The 17,460-nt window shown below is 31.5% G+C and carries 17 protein-coding genes; 11 read left to right on the top strand and 6 right to left on the bottom strand.

The genetic code is table 11. The annotated features are described in order from the left end of the window. Positions 1-60 precede the first annotated feature (60 nt). Both KPL50_RS16550 and KPL50_RS16545 read right to left on the bottom strand, forming a co-directional pair. On the bottom strand, positions 61-387 hold the full coding sequence (locus KPL50_RS16550) for a hypothetical protein (protein ID WP_216299654.1): 327 nt from the start codon (positions 385-387) through the stop codon (positions 61-63). A 129-nt stretch (positions 388-516) separates the two neighbouring features. After that, positions 517-1,767 carry an MFS transporter gene (locus tag KPL50_RS16545; protein WP_216299653.1) on the bottom strand — a complete coding sequence of 417 codons (1,251 nt, stop codon included), beginning with the start codon at positions 1,765-1,767 and terminating at the stop codon, positions 517-519. Positions 1,768-2,012: 245 nt separating this feature from the next. Between KPL50_RS16545 and KPL50_RS16540 the strand changes: the two genes are divergently transcribed. From KPL50_RS16540 to KPL50_RS16530, 3 genes are all read left to right on the top strand, one after another. Next, complete coding sequence (locus tag KPL50_RS16540) at positions 2,013-3,254, top strand: tetratricopeptide repeat protein (RefSeq protein ID WP_216299652.1); 1,242 nt, start codon at positions 2,013-2,015, stop codon at positions 3,252-3,254. 87 nt (positions 3,255-3,341) lie between these two features. Continuing rightward, complete coding sequence (locus KPL50_RS16535; protein WP_216299651.1) at positions 3,342-3,548, top strand: hypothetical protein; 207 nt, start codon at positions 3,342-3,344, stop codon at positions 3,546-3,548. A 284-nt stretch (positions 3,549-3,832) separates the two neighbouring features. Beyond that, on the top strand, positions 3,833-4,000 hold the full coding sequence (locus KPL50_RS16530) for a lmo0937 family membrane protein (RefSeq protein ID WP_216299650.1): 168 nt from the start codon (positions 3,833-3,835) through the stop codon (positions 3,998-4,000). 88 nt (positions 4,001-4,088) lie between these two features. On the opposite strand, the gene KPL50_RS16525 is transcribed toward KPL50_RS16530, so the two are convergent. Next, a complete protein-coding gene (locus KPL50_RS16525; protein ID WP_216299649.1) occupies positions 4,089-4,703 on the bottom strand; it encodes a superoxide dismutase in 615 nt (204 codons plus the stop codon). Between the two features lie 319 nt (positions 4,704-5,022). Beyond that, the gene (locus KPL50_RS16520; protein ID WP_216299648.1) at positions 5,023-6,636 is read right to left on the bottom strand and encodes an amidohydrolase; all 1,614 of its coding nucleotides are present in this window, start codon (positions 6,634-6,636) and stop codon (positions 5,023-5,025) included. Between the two features lie 496 nt (positions 6,637-7,132). Here KPL50_RS16520 and KPL50_RS16515 point away from each other — a divergent pair, with 496 nt between their 5' ends. The 5 genes from KPL50_RS16515 to dapB all read left to right on the top strand — a co-directional run bounded on the left by KPL50_RS16515 (position 7,133) and on the right by dapB (position 13,553). Beyond that, positions 7,133-8,248 (top strand): M20 family metallopeptidase, encoded by a 1,116-nt coding sequence (locus KPL50_RS16515; RefSeq protein WP_216299647.1) that lies wholly within the window; start codon positions 7,133-7,135, stop codon positions 8,246-8,248. A 307-nt stretch (positions 8,249-8,555) separates the two neighbouring features. Then, positions 8,556-9,926, top strand: coding sequence for a sigma-54-dependent Fis family transcriptional regulator (locus KPL50_RS16510; RefSeq protein ID WP_216299646.1), 1,371 nt, complete (start codon positions 8,556-8,558; stop codon positions 9,924-9,926). 508 nt (positions 9,927-10,434) lie between these two features. Continuing rightward, positions 10,435-11,757 (top strand): branched-chain amino acid transport system II carrier protein, encoded by a 1,323-nt coding sequence (gene brnQ, locus KPL50_RS16505; RefSeq protein WP_216299645.1) that lies wholly within the window; start codon positions 10,435-10,437, stop codon positions 11,755-11,757. Positions 11,758-12,158: 401 nt separating this feature from the next. Beyond that, positions 12,159-12,680 carry a GNAT family N-acetyltransferase gene (locus KPL50_RS16500; RefSeq protein WP_258881102.1) on the top strand — a complete coding sequence of 174 codons (522 nt, stop codon included), beginning with the start codon at positions 12,159-12,161 and terminating at the stop codon, positions 12,678-12,680. A gap of 75 nt (positions 12,681-12,755) precedes the next feature. After that, complete coding sequence (dapB, locus tag KPL50_RS16495) at positions 12,756-13,553, top strand: 4-hydroxy-tetrahydrodipicolinate reductase (RefSeq protein WP_216299644.1); 798 nt, start codon at positions 12,756-12,758, stop codon at positions 13,551-13,553. 149 nt (positions 13,554-13,702) lie between these two features. On the opposite strand, the gene KPL50_RS16490 is transcribed toward dapB, so the two are convergent. Beyond that, entirely contained in the window at positions 13,703-14,605 is a 903-nt protein-coding gene (locus KPL50_RS16490; RefSeq protein ID WP_216299643.1) for an NAD(P)-dependent oxidoreductase, read from the bottom strand. 22 nt (positions 14,606-14,627) lie between these two features. Further along, entirely contained in the window at positions 14,628-15,077 is a 450-nt protein-coding gene (locus tag KPL50_RS16485; RefSeq protein ID WP_216299642.1) for an Lrp/AsnC family transcriptional regulator, read from the bottom strand. 352 nt (positions 15,078-15,429) lie between these two features. Between KPL50_RS16485 and KPL50_RS16480 the strand changes: the two genes are divergently transcribed. Genes KPL50_RS16480 through KPL50_RS16470 form a run of 3 tightly spaced genes read left to right on the top strand, consistent with a single transcriptional unit; the run spans position 15,430 to position 17,367 of the window. Next, complete coding sequence (locus KPL50_RS16480; RefSeq protein WP_216299641.1) at positions 15,430-15,690, top strand: hypothetical protein; 261 nt, start codon at positions 15,430-15,432, stop codon at positions 15,688-15,690. Beyond that, entirely contained in the window at positions 15,687-16,577 is an 891-nt protein-coding gene (locus tag KPL50_RS16475; protein ID WP_216299640.1) for an ABC transporter ATP-binding protein, read from the top strand. The genes KPL50_RS16480 and KPL50_RS16475 overlap by 4 nt, the downstream gene beginning before the upstream one ends. After that, entirely contained in the window at positions 16,570-17,367 is a 798-nt protein-coding gene (locus KPL50_RS16470) for an ABC transporter permease subunit (protein ID WP_216299639.1), read from the top strand. Before KPL50_RS16475 ends, KPL50_RS16470 begins: the two co-directional genes overlap by 8 nt. Positions 17,368-17,460: the final 93 nt, after the last annotated feature.

Here is a 17,460-nt window from a genome sequence, read left to right as displayed (position 1 = left end):
TAAAAGTATTTTAAGATAGTTGCATAATTTTCATTATGGGTTTGTTGTGACAACATTAGTCTACTTTATATCTAAGTCTTTTAATAAGTCTTTTGCTTTCTGAACATCTTCTAGCGGAACTTGTATTTCCATAATATTACAAAGTACGGCAATACTTCTAATCATTTCTCCTTTAATAAAATATTTTATTTCACCATAATCTAAAATTGACTTAACTAGCGGTATTATAGAAAAGTCCATTGTTTCTGCTATAGTAACAAGTTCTGAATACTCAAATTCTTCACTTGGCAATTCTTCACTTGGTAATTTTTCAACTAAGTCGATATTACAGTCTGAACAGAAATTAAATCCATCTCTATATTCACATTTACATTTCGGACAAAACATTTTAATACCCCCTTGATAATTTTATTTAATAAGGATTATCTTACAAGCGGTTACTTAACTATAGGTTAAATTATAACATAAATTTAAAATATAGGGAATTGAATTACTAATAATTGGTAATTTTAGATTTTATGCTGTTTTATTTTGGACTACTTCAATTTCTATCTTATCTACAGTATGTAATCTATACATCATTATAGAAGCAATTAAAGCCAAAATAGCCACTAAAATCCATAAGTTTCTGATATTAGTGTACTTTATATAAAAACCTGCCATCATAGGTCCAATCATAAATCCTAGCTTTCTTATTATTGGGAATACCGAATTAAACCTTCCTCTATGGGTAATCGGAGTCTGACTGGCAATATATACGCTTGTATTAGTTGCTACAAGTATTTCTCCCACAGTCCATATAGCCGCTGATATAATAAACAAATAATATGCATCTATAAAAAACATCATTCCAAATCCAACCGCATACAATAATCCTCCAATAGCTATACATAAAGACGCTTTAATATTTTTAGTAGCAGAAGTAATAAATATTGTTAGTATACTGCACATTACTGCATTTACTGTCATGAGACTTCCAAATATTGTGGGTCCGTTATTTTTAAAAATATCACCAATTTGTATTGACAGCCCAAAGGTGAACTGTGAAAATACTATAAAATATATAACTATGATAAAGGAAAACATTAACAATGTGGGTCTTTTTATAAGAGCTTTTACTAGGCTACCATCTTCTGCACTTTCATTAGTCTTAACTTTTGACTTTTCAATTTCTTCTTTAGTTGGTTTACTTTCAGGTACAAATATTGAAACCAGTGCTATAGACATAAAAGTTGTAATAGCATCACCTAAAAAGAACCACATCAAATAATTTTCATATAGAAACCCAGCTAAAAGCGGGCCTACTGAAAATCCAATATTCATTGCCATGTAATTTAGAGAAAATGCTGCATTTCTCTGATCTCCTTGTGTTAAATCCGTAGTTATTGTACTGTATACTGGATGTGAAAATCCTCCAACAAAACTTGATACCATTAATATGCTGGTAATAATAATCGGATTATTAATAAATGCACAAATTCCATATCCAATTCCTGCTGCAATTCCAAACACTACAAGTACCTTTTTTCTTCCTATGCTATCTATAAGCTTGCCACCTATCATTGTACCTATCATGCCGAGACCTGCATTTACTGCAACTATAACTCCAACTAGCCCAACGCTAATTCCAATTCTATAGGTCAAAAACATTGTTAAAAATGGACCAACAAAATTCCCCATATTGTTTACTATAGAAGCGAAAAATATAACATATATGCTCATTGGTAATCCTTTATATGGCTTAAAACAATTAACGATTCTTTTCATCTTTAACCCTACCCATCTTTTGAATTATTTTTTATGCCCTTAAAATATCCTTATTTTCAAATACTTATCTATTATAAGTTTAAAGAATTTTCATTTAAATATCAACTCATTTATATTGAAAAAACCTTATTAATATCTTAATCTAATGCTATACTATTATATATAATTGACTATAAATAGTGAAATTGACATATAATGTTCAGTTAACACTAATTTATATGTATAAAAATGAGGGAGCTTAATTTATGAAAGATACAGTAGAGATATTTGGTAAAGAATTAGAGTATGATTTTTTATCAGGTTGGATTAAATATAATAGATTGCATAATGAAATTAGCCAAAGTGCTTTAGCCTATGGTATATGTTCTATAAGTCACTTAAGTTATTTTGAAAATGGTAAAAAAACATTAAGAGGCGAAATAATTGAATTACTTTTAAAAAAACTAAATATACATCAAATTGAAGAGTTTGGTAATATTGGTCTTATACGTCAACAGTTCTATAATATGATGTTCCAAATAGAAAACTTGAATCATGAAGATGCAAAAACAATATATAAAGAGCTACTAAATGTAGAAGATTTGATAAGTACCTCCCCCTATAATATTGAGTATAAAATATATCAGCTTATGTATAATACATTCGTAGAATGTATAAATTATAATGACTTAAAGCAGGATATAATTGCATTAGACAAAATTTATTCCTCGTTAAGCCAGGAACTTCAATATTTATATCTATTTATAACCGGAAGGATTATATATAAATATGATAATCATAATAAAGGTATAGAAAGATTAGTTAATGCTTGTAAACTAAAAGAAACACCTTGGATTAATTATAATTTAGGATTTTCATACTGTTTTAACAATGAACAATTGAAGGGAACCTACTATCTAGAAAAAGCTCTAGAAAGCTATGAAAAAAGCGGAAGGTACATTAATGCACTTTGGTGTCATAACTATATAGGAATATGTTATACAGACCTAAAGATATATGAAAAAGCAGAAAAACATTTTAAAGCAGCATTAACAGGAGCTGAGCATTTTAATATCAATAAAATTTTCGGCCATTTATATATCAATTTGTCTTACTTGAATTTTTGTAGAGAAATGTATGAGGAAAGTATAGTTTGGACTAAAAAGGCTTTAGAAACAGATGGTGATCCTCTTTTATGTGCTTCAAATTATGTAGAAGCATGTATTAAGTTAAAGAGAATTGAGGAATGCAAAGAGATATTTAATACTTATTTAATAAAAGAATATGAATACTCAATTTACTATAATTTACTGCGTTTTTTCTATTTAAGCATTTTTCACTTAGAAGAAAGTATATTTTACGAAGAAGTTACAAAAAAAATACTGCCTTATTATGAAAACATAAATTATTATAACCTTTGTAAACCAATAAAACTAAAATTAATAGAACACCTTGAGAAGAAAAGAAAATACAAGGAAGCTAATAGAATCTATAAAGAGCTTGTATGAAAAATTTGGGAAAAGCTTTATTTTAGTATAAGTATATTAAGTTAAAGGCATTATAATATAGAATAATTAGTAAAGGAGAGGATTTTTATGAGTCAAAATAAAACAATAGCTGAAAATAATCAAAATATTATACCTAATAGTGAAAATAGTCTGACCAAAAACATGACCATAAAAGAAAAAGATCAAAGCCTTGTTGCTAATAGTTTAGATAGCAAAAATGCTAAAAACGGATATATGGCTAATGGAAATGCTGGCGTACAAGCAGCTAATCAAGGAACTAGAAACAAAAACTAGCTATAGAATATTTAAAACAGAAAAGAGCATCCTTATGATGCTTTTTTTGTTGGGATTTTAGTAAATCAAGATAAAATAGGAGTAGATATGTAGCTAAAGATAAAGCATAGATTATGACTTTTACCACATGCATAAATCGATTACTTATTTTGAAAAGTGAAAAAATCGAATCTGATGTATCTTATGAACTGGTAATTATAATCTCTTCGAATATTTAAATTTAATTTGGACATCATAATTATACATATAACGATTAAATCTATATAAGAAAGGTTGTGGTTTAGATGGGTTTTTTAAGTTGGATAGGTGGAATAGTATTATGTTTTTGGGTCTTGGGACTTTTATTTAGTATTGGTGGATTTATGATTCATTGGCTACTTTTGATAGCTGTAGTAGTTTTCATCGTAGACATGATTTCAGGAAAAAATAGAAGAAGAAATATTACAAAATAAATAAGAGCCAATATGGCTCTTATTTATTTGTTTAAAGTTTAAACTTTTAGTAAATTTACTAAAGTTTTAAACATAAACCTTTTTGGTTTTACTTTATAGAATTTAGATATAGATCTGATACATAGTCCCAATTAACTACGTTCCACCACTCAGAAATATAGTCAGGACGCCTGTTTTGAAATTTCAAATAATATGCATGCTCCCAAACATCTAATCCTAAGATTGGTATCAATCCATCACTAATTGGATTATCTTGATTTGCAGTTGAAATAACTTCAAGTTCTTTGTTTTTATTTATTACAAGAAAGGCCCAACCACTTCCGAATCTAGTTGTTGCAGCTTTTGCAAATTCAGCTTTAAATGCTTCTAAATTTCCGAATTTTTCATCAATAGCTTTGATTAATTCTAATTTCGGGGCTTCAACTTTAACTGGTGACATAACATTCCAAAACATACTGTGATTAAGGTGACCTCCACCATTATTTCTAACAGCCACTCTTATATCTAATGGAACCTCCTCTAGATTTTTTAATAACCAGTCTAAGCCTTTACCATAAAGCTCTGGATACTTATCTAAAGCAGCATTTAAGTTATTTACGTAAGCTTGATGATGCTTACTGTGATGTATTTCCATTGTTTGGGCATCTATATAAGGTTCAAGTGAACTGTATTCATAAGATAGTTTTGGTAATTCAAATTTCATAATTAATTCCTCCTAATAGTAAAGTTTATTATGTTATTATAGTAACTCGAATGATATTAATTGTCAAGTGATAATTAATATCGATAATATTCTCGCAGATAGCATACTGATATAGATACATACAATTTAATAATTTTGGAATTATAAATAGGGCCACCTTTGCAGATGAAAAATTTATCAATTATAACGTTTTAAACTATTAAAAAACTAGGTTTAAAAACCGCATATAGCAAAATAGAAAACAATAAAAGTCAACTGAATTCAAATGCAAATAATAGACCACTAAAGATTTTTAGTGATCTATTATTTATAGCTATATTTATATTTTAGAATATACTATGTTTCCACCAACAATAGTGGTTAATACCTCAATATCTTTAATATTGTCTCTTGGTACTTCTAATGGATTTTCAGACAGTACAACCATATCAGCAAGCTTTCCCTCTGTTAAAGTTCCCTTTTCATTTTCTTCGTAAGTTGCATAGGCTGAGCCTTTTGTATATAGTTCTAGAGCTTCTTGCACTGACAATTTTTCATCAGGTAACCAACCACTGCTGGGATTACCGTCAAGTCCTTTCCTTGTTACAGCAGCATAAATTCCATACATAGGATTTAAACTCTCAACTGGTGAATCAGTGCCTCCTGCAAGACGAATTCCAGCTTTCGTCATCGATTTCCAAGCATAACTTGTCTGAACTCTTGATTTTCCCACACGGCCTTCAACCATACTCCAATCAGAGGAAACAAAGACTGGTTGTATATCAGCAACTAATCCGCATTTAGCCATTCTTTCAAATAGTTCAATATTTCCAATCTGGCAGTGATTTATTCTGTGACGGTAATTGATGGCTTTTAGTGCAAATGCTTTTTCTATTGCTTCTACAGATGATTTTACGGCCGCATCTCCTATGGCATGGAGGGTAATTTGGAAACCATTTTGGTGTGCAATATCTACCATTTCATCAAGCTCTGTTTGGAAATAGGTGAGAACCCCTTTATTACCAGGATCATCGCTATAATCTTCAATAAGTGCAGCTGTTCTTGCTCCGAGCGATCCATCTGTAAGTAATTTAACAGGACCTAATCTAAAATAGTTATCGCCTGCGTTAGGTTTAAAGCCTTTATCTAAAAAAGATAATAGTTTTGTTTTATCTGGCAGAAATAGTTGCTGACTTATTCGTGCCTTAAGTCTACCTTGATCTTTAAGACTCATATAAGCTTCATACATTTCCTCGAATTTAATTCCGTTGTGCAAATCACTTGTTTGTAATGATGTAACTCCGAACCTAAGGGCCTCCTCCATAGCAATAGAAATATTGTTTTTTATCTGAGAGATGGTGGCCTTTGGTATCTGATTATAGACGAAGTCTACAGCACCTTCCCTGAAAATTCCGTTAATAATTCCGTTTTTATCTTTATCAAATGATCCACCCTTTATAGCGGTATCATTATTTATGTTCGTGAGTTTTATTGCTATAGAATTCATTACACCGATATGGTGACATGTTCTTGAAAATACAATTGGATGCACTGTTGATATCTTATCTAAATCATCTCTTGTAGGGAAGGATTTAACGTCAAAATTGTTTTGATTCCAGCCATACCCATGAAGCCACTCTCCTGAGTTTTTATTAGTGAAAATAATAAACTGCTTTCCTTTTTCTATAATATCTTGCAATGATCTAGAGTCAGACAAATTAACACTATCCTTATCAGCTCCGCGGATTTGAAGATGAAGATGACTATCATTGAATCCAGGAAATAGAGATTTTCCCTTCAAATCTATTTTATGAGTTACTGAAGTAGCCATTGATTTTATAACTGAGGTTAAACCTAGTTTAACTATCCTATCTTTAGCAACCGCCATGGATTCAAATATTTTTCCATCCAAAGTATGGATTTTTCCATTTATAAGTATTAATGATATATCCATAGATATTTCCCCTTCCTAAGTAAAATTAAAATTTGGATTATTTCTAAACATAATTTTCAATGAGAATTGTTTATAAATAATATAAGCAATAATAATGCCAAGTACAGATTTTTATTTTAAACTATGAGAGAAGGAAGTAGATGAGCTGTGGGAGAAACTTTCTGAGGGTGGAGAAAAAGATTTCTGAATTCACTAATGGTATAGGGGTGAGATTTTTACACTAAGAGTAAAAATAACTTTACTCTTAGGATGTTTTGCATTTTTATTAGTTTATAATTTTACTGTATATTAAAGTAAAGAAACAAGGCTTTCTTTACTTTAATATAATTTTGGCACAAAAGTTGCTAATTATTATGTAATATTAGTATTATAGATATATTAATGCTAATAGTATTAGCACCAGGAAAGATTCTTAATTGTATTAAATCATCTCTAGTGGGAGACTTTCCTTCTGAAATGTCGTTAAAAATAAACAAATAAAAAGGAGATTAATATAGTGGAAACAAAAAATCTTGAATTAACCAAACAGCTACGGCATGAATTACATCAGCATCCTGAACTCTCGAATAAGGAAGTTTGGACAAAGAAGCATTTAATAGATTTTCTAAAAACACATACAAAGCTTGAAATCGTAGACAATGGCCTTTGGTTTTATGCAATTTATCGCGCAGGAGAAGACAAAAAAAACATAGCGTTCCGTGCGGATTTTGACGCGCTTCCTATGCAGGAAAATATCGACATTCCATACTCTTCCCAGTTTCCTGGAATCTCCCACAAATGTGGACATGATGGCCACGCTGCATGCCTTGCTGGGTTTGCACTAGAAATCCACCAGAAGGGTGCCGACAAAAATATATTTTTGCTCTTCCAGCATGCGGAGGAAACTGGAGATGGTGCTGCTGAGTGTGTGGCTTTTATCAAGGAAAATAACATAGAAGAAATTTTCGCATACCATAACATGAGCAATATGGCTTTTAAGTCCGTCAACGTAATCGACGGAATAGCACAATGTGCATCAAAGGGCATGACCATACACATGGAAGGTTCTCCTTCCCATGCCAGCGAACCGGAGAAAGGAATAAATCCTGCTTTCGCTATTGCAAAGGTTATTGATGCCATTCCCGAGTTCATCTCTCTGGATAGCAACAAAGGTATGGTTCTTTGCACCGTAATTCAGGTAGACATCGGCGAAAGAGCCTTCGGCGTATCTGCAAGTAAGGGCGACTTGCTTTTAACGATTCGTGGTCTGTATGAAGTGGAATTGAATAAGCTCCAGAAAAACCTTGAAGATCTTGCTCTGGCACAAGGGGAAAAGTACGGCCTTAAGGTAAATTTTTCCTACAATGACGCATTTCCGGAGACTGCAAACCACAAAGAAAGTTCCGACAAAATCCGTGAGGTTTGCAAGGTAAAGGGGATTCAAGTAGTCGAAATGTTGGAAGCATTCCGTGGCTCCGAAGACTTCGGACACTATTTGAAACATACAAAAGGTGCCATGTGCTACATAGGAGACGGTGAAAATTATCCTAACATTCATACTTTCGACTATTACTTCCCAGATGAGATCATCGAAACAGCGGTGGAACTTTTCAAAGGACTTGCTGAACTATAAACCATGGCTAAAGGAAAAATTATTAAAATAAAATTACAAAAGAGTTGTCTCATTAATATGGGACAGCTCTTTTGTATTACTAATCATTTCTGTTTTCTAATAGTTATATGATTAAAAATGGGTTTCAGATTATTAATTGTTGTATTGACTATAGAAAAGGGAAGATTTGCACTTCGTGAAGATGGTGGGTTGGAAGAGAAGAATCGCTAGTACAAGAAAATTTATCTTTTTCTTTGCTTTAAAAAGTAGTATATTTAAGTAATGACAATGATAAAAGATACTAAAATTTGATTTTGCGGGTGATGTTATGAATTTTAAATTTGATGAGATAAAAAAACTGAATGATTTTGAGAACATATTGATAACTGATGAAAAAGGAGTTGTAATTTTTTATGATGCCGCGAATTTAGAAATAATTAAAGCACTTGCATTAAGCCCAGATAAATTTATAGGACATAAAATTACATCACTTTATGCTAATCTTACTGATGAAACAAGCAGTATAATGAATGTTCTTAAAACCGGAGTACCCATATGTAATAAAAATCAAGAGTTAATTACAAGAAAAGGAAACAGCGTTCAGGCAATCAATTCTACCTATCCTTTAACTGAGGATAATAAAGTTATAGGTGCTATTGAATTTTCTAAATATTTCTATACAAAAGAGAGCATTGAAATGCTAGATAGTTACTCAAACCATAAAATCTACAGAAAAAATAATACTATATATACAATAGACGATTTAATAACAGTAAACCCAAAAATGCTTGAAATAAAGAAAAAGATATCCAAAATATCAAAAACTAATTCTTCAGTACTAATCTATGGAAAGACAGGTACTGGTAAAGAAGTTGTAGCTCAGGCAATTCACAATATGAGTGAAAGATATACCAAACCCTTTATATCCCAGAATTGTGGAGCCATTCCGGCAACCTTGCTTGAGAGCATTCTATTTGGGACCGTCAAAGGGAGCTTCACCGGTTCCAATGACATCCAAGGAATTTTTGAACAGGCGGATGGAGGAACATTGTTTCTTGATGAAATCAACTCTTTGGATATTTATTTGCAGGTAAAATTATTAAAAGCTATTGAAGAAAAAATAATCAGAAGAATAGGTGGTACCCAAAATATACCCTTAGATATAAGGATTATATCAGCCACAAATGAGTGTCCTGAAAAAATGGTTTCTGAAAAAAAATTGAGAGATGACTTATTTTATAGATTGGGAGTGGTTCAACTTAATTTACCTGACCTTTCGGAGAGAAAGGAGGATATTGGAGGCATTCTTAATTTTTATATCAATAGATTTAATAGTACTATGAATGTTAATATCAAAGATATTCATCCTGAAGTTTTGGATTGCTTTTATAAATATAACTGGCCAGGTAATATTAGAGAACTAAAAAATGCAATTGAAACGGCATATAACAACGTCAGTACTACACAAATAACAATTGACGACATCCCAGAAAGAATAAGCAAGCATATTAGTAGAAGTTCAGAAGCTCCCCTAAATAGTACAGCAAAACCTCTTAAGTCTTCTATTGAAGAATATGAGAAACAAATTATTATAAACGAGTTGCAAAATAGCAATAATAGATTTACTGAGACAGCAAGAAAACTAGGTATTTCAAAGCAATTGTTAAAATATAAAATTGAAAAATATGAACTAAAATAAAAAGATATGGGGAGGAAATTCACCCATATCTTTTTATTTTGCATTTTAAAATTTTTACCCCTAGAGTAAAAAAAATTTTACTCTAGTAATTTCGCTTAGATTAATAGCCTTTCGAGAGAAAAAATCGTGAATAAAAACCGTGGCAATTAATATAATATTAGCTTTAAAGTGGGGCATGATATGTAATATTTTATGATGATACTGAGAATTTTATTTTTAACACACTATAGAATGATTTTCGGCATGAAAGTTGCTTAATAGATATTTATGAAATATATTAAGCTTTAAAAGGGGGGATTAGATCAGTGATGCTAAAGTATAACCATAGCTAGGGTTGTAATTGTTTAATGCCATAGTAAACTATTCGACATTAGAAATCCCAAATAGTCCTAATAAGCATGATGGAGTAGTGTAACAATAACTGGAAGATATTCATGGATATGGGCAAGCTATTAAAAAGAAATTATAAAAATAAAATATTTTTAAAATGTAAAGGGGAGTAATTATCGTGAGCAAAACATTAAAAGACAGTTTAGTTGTTGGATTTGCAGTTTTTGCCATTTTCTTTGGAGCAGGTAACCTGATTTTTCCACCGTTCATTGGCTATATGTCGGGTTCAAGCTGGGGAGTTGCTACTATAGGTTTGCTACTTACAGGAATTTTATTACCAGTTGTATCAGTTATTGCAGTTGGAAATTGTGGAGGTACTTTCCAGGGTCTAACAAGACCTATATCTCCATGGTTCTATAAAGTTTATATGTTATTTGTAATGGGTTTAGGTGCCTTCATAAGTGTGCCAAGAACAGGAGGGGTTGCCTTTGAAACCGGTTTGAAAGGAGTATTTCCAAATCTTCCGTCATATTCAGTTTATATATTCCTAATAATTTATTTTGCAATAAACTTCTATTTTGCTAATGATAAGTCAAACGTTATTGATAAGGTTGGTAAAATACTGACACCTATACTTTTATTAATTCTTGTTTTTATAGTAATTATGGCATTTGCTACACCAATTGGAGTGCCTGTAGATACAGGAATCAAAAACCCATTCACTAATGCCTTTACAACAGCTTATCAAACCGGTGACATTCTTACAGGATTGTTATGTGCTGTTATATTTATCGAAGCTATTAAAGCTAAGGGATATACAGACCAAAAGAGCATTTCTAAAATAACTTTTAATGCAGTTGCGATTGCTTTCATTGGACTTCTAATAGTTTACGGTGGTCTATTATACCTTGGTGCAACAGGTAACTCTTATTTCCCTAAGGATGTAGATCAAACTGCTCTTCTTGTTGGTCTTGTAAGGAGACTTCTAGGAAACAGCGGTGTAGCGGCTCTTTCTATTGCAGTTATATTGGCATGTCTTACTACATCAGTTGGAATAACAGCAACCATTGCGGATTTTATAAGCGGACTTACAAAGAACAAGATTAGCTTTAAAATGTGTGTAGGTATTGTATCTGTTATTGGAGTAATTATGGCATCAGGCGGAGTAAAAGCTATCATTAACTATGCTTTCCCAATATTCATGCTAGCTTATCCTGTATCAATAGTAATAACTCTACTAGGTTTATTCAAAAGATTTGTACCAAACGACGGTGCTTGGAAAGGTGCAGCCTTAATGTCGGTAATTGTAGGGGTGTATGATTCTTTTGGAGCACTTAATATAATAGGAGCCATTCATGTTAAAACCATTGCTCTTGACAATTTAGTTAAGTTTATTCCTTTAAGTAGCCAGGGATTCACTTGGTTAGTACCATCAATACTTGGATTTATTGTAGGCGCTTTAATTATGAAAAAGAGTAAGACTGTCGAAGTTGCCAATTAACACAATAATATATAAAAACTACTGAAATATATGGCTATGTTAGCAATATTGAGGGTAAAAGAATATAAAATTGGCTTGTCGTAAATAGACAAGCCAATAAACTTTTCCCTAATTATTAAAGTATTACTGTAATTTCCACAAATGTATCTATAATCCTTTAAAACTCTGATTATTTACAATCCTATGATTAGGGGCATAAGCGCTGGAGCTTTAAATTCCTTAGTACAAAAATAACAATTGGAATTTGAAAAAATCACTTACAACCTTTTAAGTATTTGCTTTATAGCAGTTATTCTAAAAAACTATTAGAAGTATTAAATAAGAATAATTAAAGTATAGATAGGTGAAGAAAGATGGTTTATAATATAATAAAAACAATAGACTAGAACATATAGAGCAAGTTGAAAAAATTAGGAGTGATTATTATAATAAGAAAAGCGATTTTAGAAGATTTAAAAGATATTATGGGAATTATAAAGCAAACTATTGTTGAGATGCGATCTTATAACAACAGTCAATGGGATGAAAATTACCCTCAAGAAAAAGATTTTATAAATGATATACAAAAAGAGCACTTATTTGTGATAGAAAGAGAAGGGAAAATAGCTGGTTTTACATGTATTAATAAGGTAGAGCCTGTTGAGTATAATGAATTAAATTGGACATTAAATGAAGTCGCTATGGTTGTCCATAGAATGTCAGTTTCTCCGGCGTACAGAAGAAATGGAATTGGTACGGAATTAATGAAATTTACTGATGAATTAGCTTTAAAGAACAATTTAAGATATTTAAAAACAGATACTTATTCAAAAAATCCAAATATGAACGCGTTATTTATAAGATGTGGATATAAGCTTGTTGGAGAAATGAGCTACCTAGGGAAAGAAAAGCCGTTTTGCTGTTATGAAAAAGTATTAAAATAAATTTATTAAATATTAAAAACCACGTTGGAATTTTAACTTTGAGTATTTATGTTAGAGAGAGGAGAGGTATGTACTATGAACCTTATCGTAATTGGTCCTAAAGGTAAAATGGGTAAACTCATCGTAAAGGTAGCAAGTTCAAGAGCGGATATGAAAATTCTTTATGGAATTGGACCAAAGGGAAGAGAATACATCAATAAAGATTTGGGGATTGTGTGTAACCTTGGAGAAACTACTTCTGCGAAGGTTGTAGAGGATCTTGAAAATGTAATTGATGAATGTGATGTAATTATTGACTATAGTAATCCTACCACATCTATGGCGGTATTTGAAAGTTCATTGATATCAAAAAAAGCTGTAGTCTGTGGAACTACTGGATTTTCTGTAGAACAGCTAGATAGAATAAAGGAAATTTCCAAAGAAATCCCAATAGTGTATGCTGCTAATACGTCAAGAGTGGTAAATCTTATGTATTCCTTACTAGAAATTGCAGCAAATGCCATTGGTAATACAGCTGATATTGAGATTATAGAAATGCATGATAGAAATAAAAAAGATGCGCCTAGTGGAACCTCAAAAGAAATGGGTGAAGTTATTGCAAAAGCTCTTGATAAATCGCTAAAGGAAATTGCAGTTCATGGAAGACAGGGTGAAGGTGCTAGGGTCCCGGGGGCTATAGGCTATCATTCCATTCGTGCAGGAGATATCTCTAGCAGTCATACTGTGCTCTTTGGCCTTCAAGGTGAACGGTTGGAAATTACGCACCATGCTCACAATTGGGAATGCTTTGCTGAAGGGGCATGCGAAGCAGCTTCTTTTATTTATGGAAAAGAACCTGGTTTATATACAGTAAAGGATGTATTGAATTTATAATTTTCTAGATATATCAAAGTAAGAAGAGCGAATAAAGCAGATATTATTGTATGCGGTAGAGTTTACGACCCAGCTCCTTTTGCTGCAGAGAAATTAGCTAATCCATTAGGAAAATTAATGGGTTAGCTGATTTCTCTGTATTTGAAAGACTACAGAGGCCCTAAAAACTCTTCAATGTTTTGTAGGACTTTACTAGATAATCTTTGCCTTGCTTCTTTTGTCCAACCTGCTACTTTTTTGGATAAAATTATATTAGGATATTTCTGAAACTCTTGTTGGTACCTTCCTACACCATCTTCATCGTATATAGCAAAATTCCCTTCGATTTGTATCCACTCCAAGAATGCTGGCACATCAAATGGAACATCTAAAGAAGTGTTAACTAATATTTTGCCTTTACCAAATAAAGAGAATTCATCTTTTCCTAGTATCATTGTATTTTTAGGCAAATGAATAGATATAATTTCTGTTGTACTCAATAACTCATTTAGTGAAAGATATTCTATTCCTTCCTTTTCAATATCAAATTTTCTATTTCTACTGAAGTAATAAACTTTCATTCCGAAGGCAGATGCTCTTTTGGCCAACATTCTCCCTGTTGTTCCCATCCCAATTATTCCAATTTTCTTTTGTGTTAACTCCATAGGTTCATCTTTCCACTGGCATTCTCCTAAACCCTTTATTAGCCTTATTAATTCACTAATAATGAATTCAACTAATCCCTCGTCTCCATAGTCTCTAACTCCGCGAACATCAATATTGCTCTCTCTAGCAGTTTTAATATCAACATTAGCTGAATTTTCATCGTAAAGACTACAGCACATTCCAATATACTTGATCTGATTACATTTTTCAATTACCTCTTTATCTATCTGTGTATTCCAAGATACGAGCACACAATCAGCATCTTTAATTCTTGATATAATTTCGTCATTATCTTGTGGATAATCATCAAATATCTCAACTGGATTTTTAGAATATTTCTTTAATTCTTCAATTGCCCAAGAGTCCAATCCGGCCTTATCAATACACACTATTTTATTAAATTTCATCCATTCTCACCCCTTAATTTAATTATGATTTTATATTATCTTCTATTATTGTTGATAAAATAAATGTAGTAGCCGTATCTATAGTAGATTTTACTTTCCATAATTGGTCAATGAAATTTGTAATATCTGATGTAGACTTTGCTCGAACTTTAATTACAATACACCAATCCCCATGTATTCTTTGACATTCTTCTATAAATACATTAGGTATATCGATACTAATATATTCTTGTATATCCTCTTTGTAATTTGACATATTTACTCTTACATATATATATGCTTTGGTATCTTCACCTAATTTAGCCCAATCAATAATACTTTTATAACCTTTTATTACTCCACCATCTTCTAGTTTTTTTATTCTTTGATGAATTGCTTGCCTTGAGATATGTAGAATTCTGCTTATTTCTTCATGTGATACTCTTGCATTATTACTAATAATATTTATTATCTTAATATCTAAATCATCCATCTATGATGCCTCCTTGCCATATGCATCTATTTTATCAATAAAAAAACATTATGTCATTATGCAATATAAACTAACTGCTAATAGTAATTTTAATTTCTGTACAAACAACTTTTTTCATGTTTTAGGTACATTTTTAAATGAAATTTATTAGAAGTAATTGCTATATGCAATTACTTTTATAATAATTTAAGCTCAATCATTATATTAACATGAAGAATTTTTGAAAATGCGTCTTCTCCAAATCGGTCAATAGAGTTACAATTATATTAACAGATACGGTCAACGAGAGGAGGAGCAACATGAATATTCATACCGTTTTATTCTTAAGACCTTTTATGAAGATGATGAAGAAGTGGCAGCAGACCTAATTGGAAAAAATACCACTGAGTCCAATAATGGTATTAATAATTTACTTGGAAGAATAGAAAAGAATAAATTCAAGGATGGATTAGACATACTTCAACTAATCAATATTACTACTTGGTGTTTGGAAGGGTTTTGGAAGGATAGTTTTTGTAACCCTAATCTAGATATGGAGCAAATTGATGCGGGATATGAAAAGATCATAGAATTTTATAAGAAAATTTCTTATAAGGAGGAATATTTAAAGTGAATATTATTGAAATCAAACAATTAACCAAAGATTACGGTAATAAAAAAGGAGTATTTGATTTAGAGCTTTCAGTGATAAAAGGGGAAGTATTCGGATTCTTAGGACCTAATGGAGCAGGAAAGACCACCACCATAAGACACCTAATGGGATTTATTCATCCAAGCGCAGGTGAATGTTTTATTAATGATATGAACTGCAGCACGCAAAGTGATATAATTCAGAAAAACCTTGGATATCTTCCTGGAGAAATTGCTTTTATGGATGATATGAGTGGAATTCAGTTTATTAAATTTATTGCAGAAATGAAGGGTATCAAAGATTTTAAACGTGCCGAGGAGCTAATTAATATGTTTAATTTAGATCCAAATGGCAGAATTAAAAAAATGTCCAAGGGTATGAAGCAAAAGGTAGGAATTGTATGCGCCTTTATGCATGATCCAGATATTTTAATTCTTGATGAACCTACCAGTGGACTTGACCCCTTGATGCAAAATAAATTCCTTGAGCTTATATTATCAGAAAAAGAAAAAGGTAAAACAATATTTATGTCCTCACATAATTTTGATGAAATTGAACGAACTTGTGACCGAACAGCTATTATCAAGGAGGGTTATTTGGTTGCCATTGAGGATATGAAAATACTGTCCCAAGCAAAACGAAAATCCTATATTATTACCTTTTTAACAGAAGAAATGGCTTCAAGCTTTGCAGGTGAGGGCTTTAAAGTAAAAGAAAACAAAGGGAATCAGGTAACTGTGTCTGTTATGGGTAATATAATGCCGCTAATACGTACTCTAAACAGGTATGAAGTTATCCAACTTGATGTTAAGACACAGTCCCTTGAAGAGTTATTTATGCACTACTATGGAGGTGAAAACAATGATTAGTTTGACGTTGTTTAAGCGGGAAATGAAAGCTAATAATAAGCTGCTTATAATTTTTATTTATATATTATCTATATATATTTTGAGTATTGTGTACATGTTTAATCCTAATAGTAGCAATGCCTTTGATGATGTAATTAAATCAATGCCAGGAATAATGAAAGCTTTTGGTTTTGTTGCTACTGGCAATACGCTTATAGGATTTATAGCTACGGATTTATATGGTATGATACTTATAATGTTTCCAGTAATATTTTCTATAATTCTTGGAAATAAGCTGATAGCAGGTTATGTGGATCGTGGCTCTATGGCATACCTTTTAGCCACACCAAATAAAAGGGTAAAGATTGCATTGACGCAGGCATTATGTTTGTGGGTAAGTATTGGTCTACTGATTACTTATGCTACAGTTGCAATTATAATTTTTTCAGCAATTATTCATCCAGGATTGCTTGAAATTGGAAAGTTTGTCCTGATGAATGTAGTTATATATTTTCTTCACATAGCTATAAGCGGAATATGCTTTTTTGCTTCCTGTATCAGTAATGATACTAAGTATTCCTTTACAATCGGCGCAGGGATACCAATTGCTTTCTTCCTAATACAGATGCTGGCAAATATGGGCGGAAAGCTAGAAAATCTGAAATATTTCACACTATTTACTCTATTTAATGCAAATGATATTATTGCTGGCAAAAATGTACTTTTCCCGGTAGTCATATTAGCAATAGTGGGAATTGTATTATATGGTATGGGTATATATATATTTTCAAAAAGAGATTTACCAGTATAAAAGATGAGTTGTTAGCCAGTGTATAGAATTGATTTTGCGTATAGAATATAAATATTGTAAGTAGCTCATGTTAATATATCAGATTCGAAGAAG

The sequence above is a fragment of the Clostridium sp. CF012 genome (genome assembly GCF_018861755.1).
In the GTDB taxonomy this organism is placed as follows: Bacteria; Bacillota; Clostridia; order Clostridiales; family Clostridiaceae; genus Clostridium_AD.
This window is presented reverse-complemented; position numbering and strand designations above follow the sequence as displayed.